General features: G+C 60.0%; 10 protein-coding genes. 4 read left to right on the top strand and 6 right to left on the bottom strand.

The annotated features are described in order from the left end of the window. Window positions 1-30 precede the first annotated feature (30 nt). Window positions 31-2,097: a TonB-dependent receptor gene (locus CFE47_RS10705; RefSeq protein ID WP_286836874.1), complete on the bottom strand. Its 2,067-nt coding sequence runs from the start codon at window positions 2,095-2,097 to the stop codon at window positions 31-33. Between the two features lie 411 nt (window positions 2,098-2,508). On the opposite strand from CFE47_RS10705, the gene CFE47_RS10700 reads away from it, so the two are divergent. Continuing rightward, the gene (locus CFE47_RS10700; protein ID WP_185704653.1) at window positions 2,509-3,831 is read left to right on the top strand and encodes an OprD family porin; all 1,323 of its coding nucleotides are present in this window, start codon (window positions 2,509-2,511) and stop codon (window positions 3,829-3,831) included. A 73-nt stretch (window positions 3,832-3,904) separates the two neighbouring features. On the opposite strand, the gene CFE47_RS10695 is transcribed toward CFE47_RS10700, so the two are convergent. After that, on the bottom strand, window positions 3,905-6,034 hold the full coding sequence (locus tag CFE47_RS10695) for a M48 family metallopeptidase (protein WP_286836872.1): 2,130 nt from the start codon (window positions 6,032-6,034) through the stop codon (window positions 3,905-3,907). A 30-nt stretch (window positions 6,035-6,064) separates the two neighbouring features. Then, window positions 6,065-8,086: a M48 family metallopeptidase gene (locus tag CFE47_RS10690; RefSeq protein WP_286836870.1), complete on the bottom strand. Its 2,022-nt coding sequence runs from the start codon at window positions 8,084-8,086 to the stop codon at window positions 6,065-6,067. A 212-nt stretch (window positions 8,087-8,298) separates the two neighbouring features. Here CFE47_RS10690 and CFE47_RS10685 point away from each other — a divergent pair, with 212 nt between their 5' ends. Together CFE47_RS10685 and CFE47_RS10680 are read left to right on the top strand one after the other, a co-directional pair. After that, a complete protein-coding gene (locus CFE47_RS10685) occupies window positions 8,299-8,502 on the top strand; it encodes a tautomerase family protein (RefSeq protein ID WP_016979078.1) in 204 nt (67 codons plus the stop codon). Between the two features lie 20 nt (window positions 8,503-8,522). Further along, a complete protein-coding gene (locus CFE47_RS10680) occupies window positions 8,523-9,224 on the top strand; it encodes an SDR family NAD(P)-dependent oxidoreductase (RefSeq protein WP_286836868.1) in 702 nt (233 codons plus the stop codon). 53 nt (window positions 9,225-9,277) lie between these two features. Here the strand turns inward: CFE47_RS10680 and CFE47_RS10675 are convergent, their stop codons facing one another. From CFE47_RS10675 to CFE47_RS10665, 3 genes are all read right to left on the bottom strand, one after another. Beyond that, on the bottom strand, window positions 9,278-11,689 hold the full coding sequence (locus tag CFE47_RS10675) for a TonB-dependent siderophore receptor (RefSeq protein WP_286836867.1): 2,412 nt from the start codon (window positions 11,687-11,689) through the stop codon (window positions 9,278-9,280). A 101-nt stretch (window positions 11,690-11,790) separates the two neighbouring features. Beyond that, a complete protein-coding gene (locus CFE47_RS10670; protein WP_286836866.1) occupies window positions 11,791-12,738 on the bottom strand; it encodes a FecR domain-containing protein in 948 nt (315 codons plus the stop codon). Beyond that, the gene (locus CFE47_RS10665) at window positions 12,738-13,238 is read right to left on the bottom strand and encodes a sigma-70 family RNA polymerase sigma factor (protein WP_286836864.1); all 501 of its coding nucleotides are present in this window, start codon (window positions 13,236-13,238) and stop codon (window positions 12,738-12,740) included. The genes CFE47_RS10670 and CFE47_RS10665 overlap by 1 nt, the downstream gene beginning before the upstream one ends. A 438-nt stretch (window positions 13,239-13,676) precedes the next feature. On the opposite strand from CFE47_RS10665, the gene CFE47_RS10660 reads away from it, so the two are divergent. Next, window positions 13,677-14,609 carry an SDR family NAD(P)-dependent oxidoreductase gene (locus CFE47_RS10660; RefSeq protein WP_286836862.1) on the top strand — a complete coding sequence of 311 codons (933 nt, stop codon included), beginning with the start codon at window positions 13,677-13,679 and terminating at the stop codon, window positions 14,607-14,609. The last annotated feature ends 36 nt before the right edge of the window (window positions 14,610-14,645 follow it).

The following is a 14,645-nucleotide window of genomic DNA, read 5'->3' as shown; positions in this document are numbered from 1 at the left end:
CAAGCCAGCTCCCACACTGATCGCATTTGCTTAGAAGCTGTAGGTACCCGTTACCACCAGGCTACGCGGCTCGCCCGGCTGAATCTGCGCCACGCTGGTCGCCGACGCGTAGTAGGTCTTGTCGGCGATGTTGTTCAGCGCCGCTCGCACGTCCCATTCCTTCTGGCGCAAACCGACCAACGCATCCCAGCGGCCATAACCCGGCAGCACCACGGTGTTGAGGCTGTCGGCGTAACGGTCGCCCACCAGGGTCAAGCCGGTTTCGGCGTACCAGCCCATTTCCGGCTTCCAGGTAATGAACAGGCTGCCATTGCGCTTCGCCACGTCGCTGACGCGCTTGCCTTCAAAGCCGTTGTTGTCTTTCACCACCGTGGCGTCTTGCAGGCCGATACCGCCGCGTACGTACCAGTTGCCAATGATCTTGCCGGTGGCGGTCAGCTCTACGCCACGTGAGCGTTGCAAGCCGCTGAGCAGGGTGATGGTACGGTCCAGCGGGTCGGCGGTGCGGCGGTTGTAAAGTTCCAGTTCGTACACCGCCAGGGTGGTGCTCAGGCGGTCGTCGAGCCAGTCGCTCTTGACCCCGATCTCCTTCTGCTTGGTCAGTTCCGGGCTCAGGTCGTTGACGCTGCCGGAGGCGTTCGGGGTGATACCGATCACGCCGCCCCCCGCCGGCGAAAACGTCTTGCTCCACGAGGCATAGAACGAGTGATGCTCGAGCGGCGTCCACACCAGGCCGAAACGCGGGCTCGTGCTGTGGCTTGCGACAGCCTGCTGGGCGTTGGTCAGTTTGTTCTTGGTGTCCACTTCAAAGTGGTCGTAACGCAGGCCGGCCAGCACTTGCCACTGGTCGTTGAGGCGCAGTTGGTCCTGCACGTAAACCGCACGGGTTTCGACTTCGGTGTGGGCGTTGCTCCATACGTTCATCCGCCCGGTGTGACTGAGGTTTCGATTGGGCTTGTTGAGATCCAGGCTCGGCACGTTTGTGCCGGTATAGAGTTTGGGATCTCGACGCTGATTGCCCAGTTCAAGACCGGTGAGCAGGCGATGTTCCAGGCCGTAGGTACTGAAACCGCCTTCCAGCTCGACGTTGTTGAAGAGGTTGAGGGTGGTCAAGTCTTGCTGCCAGCGTTGGCGTGTGACGCGGTTGGTCGCTGGGACATAAGCGGTCTGGTAGGTGTTGTCGAAATCACTGTCGAGCTTGAACACACCCAGTGTCTGGCGCAGTTGCCAGTTGTCGTTCAGCTCATAGGTCAGCTTGGAGCGCAGGGACTGGGACTTGTCGTCGATGTAGTCGCGGCTGTCACCGTAGGTGGTGCTGCGGCTTACATCTGCCGGGCGACCGTTGACGCCCGGAATACCACGGTCGGGCGTGCGGTTGTAACGACTGTATTCGTACTGCACCAGCCAGTTGAGGTCCGGCGTGAGCTGCCAGCTCATCGACGGCGCGAACAGTTGGCGATTGCCGCTGACACCATCGCGAAAGCTGTTGTTGTCCTGGTTGCCCATGTTCAAGCGCAGGCTGATGTTATCGGTGGGATCGGTGCTCAGGTCTGCGTACAAACTGCGCAAATCGTTGCTGCCGCCTTGGGCCTCGATACTGGATTTATGCCCCGCCATCGGCAGCTTGCTCACACGGTTGACGATCCCTCCCTGACCGCCTCGCCCGTAGAGCACGGCTGCCGGCCCCTTGAGCACTTCGATGCGCTCGATGTTGTGCAAGTCGCGCACGTACTGGCTGTCGTCGCGAATGCCGTCCAGGTAGAAGTCATTGCTCGCGTCAAAACCACGGATGCGCAAGCTGTCGAAGCGCGTGTCGGCGCCGCTGCTGACGTTGGGAATGCCGCTCAAGGCCTGGCCCAGGTCATTGGTGCCGTAGGAGCGCAGGCTTTCGGTCTTCACTGAGTCGATCGCCTGGGGCACGTAGCGAACCGGTGTGGCGGTGCGGGTTGCGGTGCTGGTTTCCTTGACGCGAGGGTCGTCTTCGTCTGCTTCGGCGCTGATCGAGGTCTCGGGCAAGGTGGTGGCCGCACAGACAAAACCGGCAGACAGCAGAACGGAAAGCCCAAGGGTCATGGGCGTCAGGCGAGGGGCAGGCATGGGGGAATGCATCCGAATTATTAGGGAGGAAATTACGCGCGAATGGTAATGCTTTGCATTTGCGTACGTAATGAGTTCCCAAATGTATCGGCTTTGAAATATGTTACGAAATGTGTTTTTGAGGTCGTAAGGAAGGGGTTTTGGTCGTTTTCAGAAAGGCTATAGGTCGTTGCTTAGAATTATTTCGCCTAAATACAGACGATTCACGAAATTGACACATAGTTCAACGCGCGACTAGGATTGCGCCCAACGCCTGTGGCTAACCGCCATGACTCATCCAATAAAAAAAGGCCCGCGGCATGTTAAGTCGTCCGCGGGCCTTCTTTTTTCCGGAAAAAGTCGACACCAGAAAAGCAACACGGAGCCTGGTGTCACAGCGCGTACTCAACCAGTGATAAGGAATACAAGAAAATGTTGAAGCAACGGATGAGTCTGATCGCTCTGGGGATTTTGAGCGCATCGGCCGCAATGGCAAACGACCAGGAGCAATCCAAGGGTTTCGTCGAAGACAGCCACCTGAACATCGCAGCACGCAACGCTTACATCAGCCGCGACTACAAGAACCACAAGCAAGATAAAGCCGAATGGGGCCAAGGCTTCATCGGCAAGTTCGAGTCCGGCTTCACCCAAGGCACCGTTGGTGTGGGTGTGGACGTGATTGGCCAATACGCTATCCGTCTGGACGGTGGCCGAGGCCGCGCTGGCGCGGGTGGTATCGACTTCTTCAAGACCGGCCCAAGCACCACGCGCGCGGATGGCTCCACTCGCAACGGCGAAGCGGCCGACGATCTGGCCAAGGGCGGCGCAGCCGTCAAATTCCGTGTTTCCAACACTGTGCTGAAATACGGTGACCAGTTCCCGGCCGTGCCGGTTCTGCAGTACGACAACTCGCGTCTGCTGTCGGAAACCTACACCGGTACTTCGATCGTTTCCAAAGAGATCGAAGGCCTGCAACTGGACGCTGGTCACTTCACCAAGGAAGCTCGCAAGAGTGCCGAAGGCACCGACAGCGGCAACCTGAAGAGCATCGACTACCTCGGTGGTAGCTACAAATTCACCGAAAGCCTGTCGGCTGCGCTGTACGCCTCCAACATGCAGGACGTGCTGAAAAAGCAATACGTCAACGTCAACTACGTGCTGGCTCTGCCAGAGAAGCAGTCGCTGACCTTTGACTTCAACGGCTACAAAACCAAGCTGGATCGCAGCTTTGCCGAGCAGCGTGGCGATGGCGACGCGCGCGACAACAAGATCTGGAGCCTGGGCGCCACGTGGGCTGTCGGCCCGCACAGCTTCACCGTGGCTCACCAGCGTAGCACCGGCGACACTGGCTACCTGTACGGTGGCTACCGCGACAATACCAAGGACACCGGTATCGGCGACGGCGGCAACACCATCCTGCTGGCCAACTCCTACTGGTCTGACTTCAACGGTAAGGACGAGCGCTCCTGGCAGGCAGGCTACGGCCTGGACTTCAGCGCCTTCGGCGTGCCTGGCCTGAGCTACAACGTTGCTTACGTACGCGGTACCAACATTGACGACGGCTCTGGCCGTGGCAATGGCACCGAGCGTGAAATCTTCAACCAGTTCAAATACGTCGTTCAGAGCGGCCCAGCCAAAGACCTGAGCCTGCGTGCTCGTGCCTCGTGGTTGCGTGTGTCCAGCAACGCCAGCGACTACAACGTAGGTGGTAACGAACTGCGTCTGTTCGCCGACTACCCGATCAACGTTTTCTAAGTGATCGTGTGTAGCGCCTGATTCAAGGCGATAAAAAACCCCGACTGGTTCGGGGTTTTTTTATGCCGGTGGATCAGTCCTCACGGTGCTGCAAAATCCTGCGTGCCATTGCAGCGTTTTTGTAGTCGAGCATCATCGAAAGCCCTTCGTAGGGCTCGATTTTTTTACCGTCGATGCACAGTTGCGCCATCTGCAACATCAGCTGGCGTTTCTTCTTGTTGACCCGCACACCGGGTACGCCGAACGCGGTTTTACGTGTTTCGGGTAACGGTGCCTCGGGCGTCAGTTGAACCGTCACCCAGATCCCTTGGGCGAACTGCAACGTGATGTCGTCGATATGCTCGATGGGCAACGGTTGCGTCAGGTTGTTGAACACAAAATGCTCAGCCGTCAGGCGTAATGAGGTCTGTGGTGCGCGCTTGAAGCGCCGGATGCCCAGCCATAGAAAACCCACCCCAATGATGCCCAGGCACGCACCTGCGCCGAGCGCTGACAGCGGCGTGCCTTTCAGGCGTTCCGGGGCGAGCCAGGGGCGGCTGATGGCAAACAGAGCCAACAGCAAAAAGGGCAGGCCCAGCACTGCCATCAGCGCGCCGCGCCACTGGCCGCCCTCGCGCAAGCTGCGCTCGCCTTCGGTCGCGGTGGCCAGGGTTTGCAGCAGATGCGTGTGTGCAGATTCTTCAGACGCCAACGTGTCGACCAGGTCGCGGGACAACGCTCCACGCACAGTGCGTGGGGCGCTGAAATACCTATCGATTTGCGCATCTGCGGCCTCGGCATCCACTGCGCGAACGGCGCTATGCACCGCGTCTTCCAAGGTCACCTGCAGCGCTTGCAGGCGTTCCCCATTGGAGGGATGTGAGTCGGTGGGGTGGGGCTGGTGAATCTCCAGCGCCTCAGGTGGCAAGTGCAGCTCAACGGCTTGCATCGCTGTCAGGACGGCGCTGGGCAGATCGGCTTTGGCGGCATTTTCCCACGTCGAGATCAACGCGTTGTCCAGGGGCGCGTGCAGTACCGACACGCGCAATAACGCCGAAGCGGCAGCCGCACTGCCAACCAATCGCGCGCCAGCGGCGTCTGCCAGTAGCTCGCGCTCGCGGCTCCAATGGTTCACCGCATGGTCGAAGTGCTCCATGAAATACACGCCAAACCTGAATGAAGGGCGCATCAGGCGGCCTTGGATTGCGTCGCTGGCCAACATCGTTTGTGCCAACGCACCGAGGCTACGCTGCACGCCATCGTAGATCGGCAAAAAGCGCTGGCTGTACTCCGTGTCTTCTCCGGCAAAATGCGCCAGCTCATGGCCGATCACGGCGCAGACTTCGTCCTGGCTCAGCAAGCCCAGGTGCAGAAATGGCAGATGCAGGGTGCGCCCGCGCAGTGGTGTGTTAGAGGGCAGGACGCTAGCGTCGCTGGAGGTCACGTAAAAACCTTGGGTGAGGCTCACCACGATGTGGTCCGGTGGCAGTGCGCCCAATCGCTCGGCCAGTTCGTTCACCTGCTTCCATAACCCTGGCGCGTCCTCGGGCGTCACGGCCAACCCGAACATCTCCAGGGGCTCGGCCTTGAACATGCCCAGCATGTAGCGCAATTGCTTGAGCAGCAGCCAGATCGAATACAGGCAGAACACAGCGACCACCCCCAGCACCGCCATCAGCTTGATTTCACCGCTGCCTAACCGACCGATATGCCACAGCGCCAGGCCTTCGAAGCTCAAGGCCAACGCAACGGTTGCCGCCATCGCCACGACATGGCTCACCAACCCATAGGGCAATAACCGACTGCCGAGGGAGAACACCTGCAGCAGTTTTTCCCGCGATTGCTGCGCGCGGTGTCCCGCCCAACGCGTGGCGAGCAATGCAGCCGAGCCTATTAATGCTGCGAGCAATCCCAGGCCGATCACCCACGGTGCGATGGCGCGCATTGCACGGTTCACGCGGTGGGCGATGGGCAGTTCGGTCTCGATTTTTTCCAGCCGTGAGAGGGCCAGTTGCACGCTGATCTTTTCATTGACCAGATCGACCATTGCCGCCGGATCCTTCGCCGCCAGCGCCTGTAATTGCTGTTTAGCGATGTCCACATTGATGTGGTAGTCGATCGCGGCGGTGGTCGACTCATCAGCGCGCTGGCGCTCCCAGCCACCCAGGGTGGCCAGCAGCAACGGGAAAATCACCAGCAGGAAGATCAGCTTCAGGGCGTTCATGGGAGTCCGTTCACAACGCGATGACCCTGGTTATACCGAAAAATCGCGCTGCGTGGCTGCCTTGGGGACGCGTGGTGCCTGTTGCTGCAATTGCTCGCGGGCTCGTGAAGCGTTGATGTAGTCGACCAGCAGGTTCAGCACGTCGCTGCTGTGAACACGCTCCCCGTCGATACACAGGTACTCGGCGCGCAAGGTCAGTACGCGGCGCCACTTCTGACGCCACACGCCGGGTACGCCAAAACCTGTGGCACGCGCTGCCGGCCAAGGTGCACCGGGTTCCAGATGCACAAACACGTAGAGCCCAGCACTGTCCACCAACTCCACTTTGGCAATGTCCCGAATCGGTAACGGTTGCGCCAAGTTGTTGTAGAACAGGTGATCCGGCGTGATGCGCAGTGCGGCGAGCGGCGAACGTTTGATCAGCCGGGCACCCCACACCAAACCCAGGCATGCGAGCCCGGCAGCAACCCAGAACGCCAGGACTTTATCCTCGCTGAACCGCCCAGGCGCCAAACCATTCAACATCAGCAGGAACAGCAACAGCGCGGCGCACGGCAACGCGATCGCCACCATCACGATGCCTCTGAGTCGCGCGCCTTCATGCAAGGTGAACTCGCCTTCGACGGCGTTGGCGAGCGTCTCAAGCTCTTCGGTGTATTGCGTGTCTTGATTGACTGCCGCAGTGACCCGCTCAACCGACAGCTGCCGACACAGTGTCAGCGCATCGCTGAACCAGGCGTCCAGCGCCGCGTTCGCCACGGGTGTGCTGGTGCTGCGGGTTGCGCTGGCCAGCACGTCCTGCACCGGCACACCCAGTGCCTTGAGCCTTTCACCGGTGGCCGGCAAGCGGTGGGTAGGATGGGGCAGGGGGTTGATCAGGTCGTGGTTGGACAGCTTCAACTCACGGTGCTGCAACTCGGTGATCGCTTGCCAGGCAATGTCCTCAACCGCTGGCCAGTTGTGCTTGTTCAGGTCGAGATAGGTCTCCAGCAACGTCTTGACCTGCGGGCCGAGCACGGCCATGCGCAGCAGTGCCGAGGCCAGTGTGGTGTTGCCTGCCAGGGTCGCGGCCGCTGCGTCCGCTTCATATTGGCGATTGTGGCCAAGCGATAGGGCTGCGTTGTGCATTTGAGCCAGGAAGTGATTGCCGAACAGCGCCACAGGTTTCAGCAGGCGCGCTTCGAGGGGCGAGCACTCCTGCAGGTTGGCGGCCAGGTTTTCCAGGTTGCGCCGTGCCCCGTCGAACAGTGGCAGGAAGCGCTGGCTGTACTCGGCCTTGTCCCCCACAAAATGTGCCAATTCATGCCCGACAATGGCGCCGACTTCCTCGTGACTCAACAGCGCCAGGTAGCACAGTGGCAGATGCAAGGTGCGTCCCTGCAAAGCCAACCCTTCTGGGTACAACCCGGTGTCGCAGGCGGTGATATGGAACCCCGGCGACAAACTCACCACGATATGCTCAGGCGGTAGCGCGCCCATTTGACCGGCCCATGCCTCTACCTGACGCCACAATTGAGGCGCCTGGTCCGGGCGTACCAACTGGCCGAACATCTGCCGTGGCGACGGTTCGAACATTCTCAGCAAGCCAAGGCATCGTTTGAGCAACAGCCACACGCCGTACAGACAAAAGGCTTCGCCCAGCAGGGCCAGCAGTGCCAGCTTGGCCTCGAAGCTCGATAAGCCCTCTTGCTTCCACAGCGCCAGGCACTCGTAGGCCAAAACCAGCACGACTGCCACCGAGACCGTCACGATATGCCCCACCAGCCAACCTGGAAGCAGCTGTCGCCCCTCCAGGAATGTGCTGATCAGCATCACTTGCGACTGCTGCGCCCGTTTGCCTGCGCGGTGGATCCACGCCAGCGCCCCTGCGCCGATCAAGGTCGACAGCAGCCCGAAGAAAACCACGCCGGGTGCCAGGAACAGCTGCACACGGTTCAAGCCGTGGGCAACGCCCATGGCGTCCATGTCGATTCGCTTTAGTTCCCAGGCGCCGGTGGCGGCGAGCAATAAAGGGAAGACGATCAATAGGGCAATCAGTTTCAACGCGTTCATTGGCATCCATTCGCAACGCAAAAGTAGTGACGGCGTTATACAGAAAAAACGTTGGACGCGGGATGGGCACGAGCCAGTCAGCAGGCCATGCACTTGTTACGCCGCGTCATTAATGAAGTACCTGGCCCCACCTTTATCCCCTGGCAGTGAACTTCTAGATTGGCCTCACCGCCCGTCCATCACCCCGATGGCCGGCCATTGGAGCCACTGCCATGCCCTTTGTCAGCCTGCGCATCACCCGTGACGGCGTTACCCCGGAGCAAAAAGCACAGGTCATCGCCGAGTTCACCGAGACCCTCGAACGCGTCCTGCACAAACGCCCTGACCTGACTCACATCGTCATTGAAGAAGTCGATACCGATAACTGGGGCTACGCCGGCATCACCACCACCGAATACCGCAAGTCCCAAGCCTGAACACCTAACGGAGCATCATCATGAGCAAAGTCGTCATCATTACCGGCGCCTCCCAAGGCATCGGCGCCGCCGTGGTCCAGGCCTATCGCGCCCTTGATTACCGCGTGGTCGCCACCTCGCGTTCGATCCAGCCATCCACCGATCCCAACATCCTCACGGTCGCCGGTGACATCGCCGACCCTGCCACCGCCCAGCGGGTCATTCGCGAAGCCCTGGTCACGTTCGGGCGCATCGACAGCCTGATCAACAATGCCGGCATCTTCATCGCCAAACCCTTCACCGCCTATACCCAGGAGGATTACGCCAATGTGCTGGCGGTGAACCTCAATGGATTTTTCTACATCACCCAACTGGCCGTCGCCGAGATGGAGAAGCAGCGTGCCGGCCATATCGTCAACGTCACCACCAGCCTCGTCGACCATGCCATTGACGGGGTGCCGTCGGTGCTCGCCAGCCTGACCAAGGGTGGGTTGAATTCGGCGACCAAATCTCTGGCGATTGAATACGCCAAGCGTGGGATTCGGGTAAATGCGGTGAGCCCGGGGATTATCAAGACGCCGATGCACGGCGAGCACACCCACGAGGCGTTGGGGCAGTTACACCCGGTTGGGCACATGGGCGAAGTGAGTGATATTGCCCAAGCCATCGTCTACCTGGAAAACGCCGGGTTTGTGACCGGCGAGATCCTGCATGTCGATGGTGGGCAAAGCGCCGGTCACTAGTGCGGATAAAAGTGTGGCGAAGGAGCCAGCTCCCTCGCCACATTTAGCCCGCGTTAGAAATTCCAGCGCGTGGTGACCATCATGTTGCGTGGGTCGCCAGGGTAGGCCGAATCGTAGAAGCCGATGTTGGTGTAGTAGTTCTTGTCGAACACGTTGTTGACGTTCAGGGTCGCCGACAGGTTCTCGGTGATCTGGTAGCGCGCCATCAGGTCCACCAACCAGTACGCGTCTTGGGTGAGCACTTCGGAACGGCGTAGGCCGGCATTGTTGATCGACTTCCAGCCTTCGCTCTGCCAGCGCGCGCCACCGCCAAGGGTGAGTTTGTCCAGCGAACCCGTCAGCTTGTAAGTGGTGTAGAGGTTGATCTGATCTTCCGGCTCCCACGTGGCGATTTTTTTGCCGTTGTCGTCGCGCGCAATCTTGTGGGTGTAGCCCGCTTGCAACTGCCAACCGGTGGCCAGTTCGCCGGAGATTTCCGCTTCGTAGCCTTTGGTCTTGGACTTGGTGCCGTAGTAGGGCGAGTCGTTGATCAGTGCGGCGCCAGGTGAAGTATCGAGTTCCGGGCGGTTGGTCTCGTGCACTTCAAAGTAGGCGAGGCTGGTGTTCAGGGCGCCGTTGAAGAACTCACCCTTGATGCCCACTTCGTAGTTTTTGCCTTCGTCCGGCTCGAGCATTTTGTCGTTGCGGTCGCGGTAGTCAGTCTGCGGCTGGAAGATTTCGGTGTAGCTGGTGTAGGCGGTGAAGTTGTCGTTCAGGTCGTAAGTCAGGCCGGCATAAGGCACGACTTTGCCGCTTTCCTTGGATTTGCTGTTGCCGGTGACTTGATAGTTGGCCAAGCGAGCGCCGAGCAGCAGGTGCATTTCGTCGGTCACGCTGAAGCGGCTGGTGAGGTAGCTGCCGGTCTGGCGAGTGGTCTGGTCGAAGTCGCGATATTTAACCCAGGCCGGCTCCGGAATGTCGCCATCCCACGTGTAGAAATCAGCCGAGTTGGTGCCGCTGGCAAACAGGGCGTTGTAGGCCTTGTTCTTCCATGTGCTGATGGCCACCGACTGACCGAGCACCAGTTCGTGTTCGCGGCCAAACAGTTCAAAGGGCCCGGTGGCGTAGGCGTCGAGGCTGTCGCTGGTGGTTTCGCCCACGTATTTACGTGCAAACAGCGAACTCTGGTTGCCCGAGTCCTGGGACAGGGCGCCCAGCGGCGCGTGATAGGCGTTGATCTGGTGGTTGTACTGGCCTTTGGCGACCCAGCCATTGCTGAAACTGTGCTCCAAGGTGGCGAAGGCGGTGCGTGTGTACTGCGCCCATGAGCCCCATTTCGGGCCGTTGTTGAACGAGCGTGGCAAGTCCAGCTCTTTTCCCTCGGCGTCGAAAATCATGCGGCTGCCGGTCCAGCTGGAACCTTTTGGATCGCTGTCCTGATAGTCGGCGCCGACGGTCAGCAGGGTGTCTTCGTCCAGGTCGGCCTCAAGAATCCCGTAGAACACGCTGGTCTTGCGTGAGTAGTGATCGAGGAACGAGTGCTTGTCGTTGTAGGCCGCGACCGCACGGCCTCGGATGTTGCCGGTTTCGGTCAACGGGCCGCTGACGTCGATCTGCGAGCGGTAGTTGTCCCAGGAGCCGGCGCCCAACTCGATGCTGCCCTGGAAGTCGGCAGTCGGTTTTTTACGGATCAGGTTGAGCGTGCCGCCCACTCCACCCGCGCCGGTGAGCAGGCCGGTGGCGCCCTTGAGCACTTCGATGCGGTCGTACAGCGCCATATCGGTGAGGGTCTGGCCGGCGGAATACTGGGCGTCACGCAGGGTCGGGATGCCGTCGTACTGGAAAGTGTTGATGGAGAAACCGCGCGAGTAATAGTTGGTGCGCTCGCTGTCGTAGGTCGATACGGTGATGCCTGGGGTGTGGCGCATCACATCGTCGATGGAGTTGAGGCCGAAGTCGTCCATGGCTTGGCGCGTGACGACGGAAATCGACTGCGGCGTTTCGCGCGGCGTCAGCACCAGGCGTGTGGCCGTGGCGATGGTGCCGGGAGTATACGAACCCGTGCCTTCGGTCACCGTGCCGAGTTGGTTGGTGGTCACCTGCGTGGCGCCCAACTGCAATGCACTCTGCTCGGCGTTTGCGACCAGTATGTAGCCGCCGTTGCTCTGGCGTTCGGCATGCATGCCGCTGTTGGCCAGCAAACGTGCCAGACCGTCTTCAACGGTGTACGAACCGTTCAGACCGCTGCTGGTGAGGTGTCGAGCCTGTTCGGTGTCGAACGAAATCGTCACACCCGCCTGCACGCCAAATTGCGTCAGTGCCTTAACCAGCGGCCCCGCTGGAATGGCGTATGCCGCCTGGGTTTGTGCCAACGCAGGGGTTGGTATCAACGCCAGGCCGGGTAGGCTGGCGAGGGTCAAGCCAAACAGCGCCAGACGCACGGCGCGCGTCATGGACGTGTTGGCGAAGAGAGGAAGCGGGGGCATTCGGTGATCCTTCCGTTGGGCTGGCAGAAAGTCGCTGCAATAGCGGTTTGTGTCATTGACGGATGAGAATCAAAATCAGCAAGGTTGCCCGACAACAATTTTCACGCGGGTTCGACAGTGGCCCAGTAGCGGGTGACATACCGCACCTTCACCGGCAGGGATTTGCCCAGGTTTTGCAGCACGGTGTCGGTGTCGTCGATACGGAACGCACCCGAGATGCTCAAGCCTTGCACCGCCGGGTCGCAGCGCAGCACGCCAGGGCGATAACGGCTGAGCTCCGTAATGAAATCCCCCAGGCGCCAGTCGTCCACACTCAACATGCCATGCACCCAAGCGGTGGAGCCTGCTGGCAAGGCCGAGGGGGCCTGGATGGCATCACGGTCGAACGCGACCTGCTGGCCGCTCTCCAAACGCAGCACGTGGCCGGGTTGTCGGCGCGGGCGTATTTCAACCGCGGACTCCAGCACGCCAACCTGGGTGTGATCGTCGAATTGACGAACACTGAACTGCGTGCCGAGCGCTTTGATGCTGCCGTCGCCTGTGGTGACGGTGAACGGTCGCAGGGCTGGATCCTTGGCGGTTTGCACCCGGATTTCACCCTGATAGAGCCGGATCAGCCGTTGGTTGGCGTCGAAAAGAATGTCCAGCGACGTGTCGGCGTTCAGCTCCAATTGCGTGCCATCATCCAGGCGCAGCGAGCGACGTTCACGGGGTCCGGTACGTTGCTCGGCCAGCAGGGCGCGGTACGGGACCTGCTCCACCGCCAGCCACGAACACGCGCCGACGGCCATCAGCATGCTCAGGATCTTCAACACCTCACGGCGTTGTTTCTGGGCGGCGCCGAGGCCGGAGAGGGCGGCTTGCTGAGGCATCCTTGCCCATTGCTGTTGCAGCGCCTCGACTCGCCCCCACGCCGCCGCGTGCTGTGGGCAGGCCTGCAACCAGGCCTGCCAAGCGTGTGTGCGTGCCTCGTCAGCCTCGCCGTCATTCAACTGCACGTACCAGGTGGCGGCGGCTTCAAGCGTCTTTAAATCCAGGGAGGGCGGCATCAGCTCTCGACCAGCAACAGGCATTGCGTCATGGCGCGGATCAGATGGTTCTTCACCGTGGTCACCGACACCCCAAAGCGTTCACCGGCGGCGACGTAGTTCAAGCCCTCAAGCTGCACCGCCAGGAAAATCTCTCGCGTGCGCACCCCCAAGTCATCCAGCAGGCTGTCGATGGACACCAGCATTTCAATGATCGACAAACGCACTTCCGGCGACACTTCCACCGGCTCCGGCCGCAGCGCCAGCGCCTGCAGATAAGCCTGCTCGATGGCGCGACGGCGGGATTTATCGATCAACAACGAACGTGCAATCGCACTCAGGTAGCCACGCGGCTCACGGATCGGCGCGCTGTTGCGAGCCGTCATCACACGCAGGAAGGTGTCCTGCGCCAGGTCAGACGCATCCGCCGCGTTCCCCAGCCGTACCCGCAGCCAGCCTTTAAGCCAATTGTTGTGGTCGCTGTACAACTGATGAAGCGCTGAATGATCAAGGGCCGACATGAGCGTGCTACCGATGTGTAAATGGTAATTGCTCTCATTATTGTGATGGCGTGGTTTTATGCAAGAGGCTTTTGTGCGGTGGGATGACCGAATGAGCGGGCGTCCAGCAGTCGACGACCGTGGCTTTGCTGGTTTTACGCTGTCAAATAAATGGCGTGAATCGAGCCTCGAGTGACCGTTTGGCGGCAGACAAGACAAAACGTTGACAGTTCCAAATGGATCCAACATTATTTGCGACGGTTTTGATGGCTCTAAGCCATTAAAATGACATTAATGGCGCAGATTCGTCCCATGCTGTTGTTCTTAAAGAGGTCGGGATGTTGCGACTTGGACCCTGATGGCCAAGCGGCGTCAGTCGGGGTACCCATTAAACACAATTACCTTGTTCGCAGGCTCTTTGATTCACGTCTGCAGTAGAGTCTTTAGGAAGAAAACTTCATGGTCGTTGGACGCGTTCTGGTTACAGGTGGTGCAGGTTTCATCGGTTCACATCTGGTCGATGCCTTGTTGGGCAAAGGCTACAAGATTCGCGTGCTGGATAACTTGTCCACCGGCAAGGTGACTAACCTGCCGATGGATAATGCCGACCTGGAACTGGTGGAGGGTGATGTCGCAGACAGCGCCGTCGTCGAGCGCGCCATGCGTGATTGCAGCGCGGTCGTGCACTTGGCTGCCGTCGCGTCGGTCCAGGCCTCGGTAGACGATCCGGTCGCCACCCACCAAGCCAACTTTGTCGGCACACTCAACGTTTGCCAAAGCATGTTGAAAGCCGGTGTGGTGCGTGTGGTATTTGCGTCCAGCGCTGCCACTTACGGCAACAATGGCGAAGGCACTGCCATTGATGAAGACACTCCCAAGTCCCCGCTGACGCCGTATGCCAGCGACAAGTTGTCGAGTGAGTACTACCTGGACTTCTATCGCCGCGAGCACGGCCTGGAACCAGTGATCTTCCGCTTCTTCAATATTTTTGGCCCACGCCAAGACCCTTCCTCGCCTTACTCCGGCGTGATCAGCATCTTCACCGAACGCGCACTGGCCCGTAAGCCCATCACCGTATTTGGTGACGGCGAGCAAACCCGCGACTTCGTATATGTGCAAGATTTGGTGAGCATTCTTGTCCAGGCGGTAGAGACCAACGAGCCGGCCCTAGGGGCCATCAACGTCGGGCTTAACCGCGCCACCAGCCTCAACGATCTTATCGCTGAACTGGGCGATGCCACGGGCACCCCGTTGAACGTGACCTACCAAGCGCCACGCCAAGGTGATATTCGCCATTCGCGCGCCAACAACGCCCGTTTGCTGGAACGCTTTGCTCTCCCGGAACCGACCTCCATCGGCCAGGGTCTAGCACAGCTCTTGCGTAGTTTGTAATTCGACGGTCACTTCGCCCGACGTTAACGCAGTATC

It is taken from the genome of Pseudomonas sp. PGPPP1, from assembly GCF_002255865.1.
Classification (GTDB): domain Bacteria; phylum Pseudomonadota; class Gammaproteobacteria; order Pseudomonadales; family Pseudomonadaceae; genus Aquipseudomonas; species Aquipseudomonas cremoris.
Note: the sequence above shows the minus strand (reverse complement) of the source record. Positions and strands in the feature narration are given on the sequence as shown.

Coding starts and splice junctions, on each gene's coding strand:
- CFE47_RS10685 (WP_016979078.1), top strand. CDS start 8,299: ATGCCCTTTGTCAGCCTGCGCATCACCCGTGACGGCGTTACCCCGGAG.
- CFE47_RS10680 (WP_286836868.1), top strand. CDS start 8,523: ATGAGCAAAGTCGTCATCATTACCGGCGCCTCCCAAGGCATCGGCGCC.
- CFE47_RS10670 (WP_286836866.1), bottom strand. CDS start 12,738: ATGCCGCCCTCCCTGGATTTAAAGACGCTTGAAGCCGCCGCCACCTGG.
- CFE47_RS10700 (WP_185704653.1), top strand. CDS start 2,509: ATGTTGAAGCAACGGATGAGTCTGATCGCTCTGGGGATTTTGAGCGCA.
- CFE47_RS10690 (WP_286836870.1), bottom strand. CDS start 8,086: ATGAACGCGTTGAAACTGATTGCCCTATTGATCGTCTTCCCTTTATTG.
- CFE47_RS10660 (WP_286836862.1), top strand. CDS start 13,677: ATGGTCGTTGGACGCGTTCTGGTTACAGGTGGTGCAGGTTTCATCGGT.
- CFE47_RS10675 (WP_286836867.1), bottom strand. CDS start 11,689: ATGCCCCCGCTTCCTCTCTTCGCCAACACGTCCATGACGCGCGCCGTG.
- CFE47_RS10695 (WP_286836872.1), bottom strand. CDS start 6,034: ATGAACGCCCTGAAGCTGATCTTCCTGCTGGTGATTTTCCCGTTGCTG.
- CFE47_RS10705 (WP_286836874.1), bottom strand. CDS start 2,097: ATGCCTGCCCCTCGCCTGACGCCCATGACCCTTGGGCTTTCCGTTCTG.
- CFE47_RS10665 (WP_286836864.1), bottom strand. CDS start 13,238: ATGTCGGCCCTTGATCATTCAGCGCTTCATCAGTTGTACAGCGACCAC.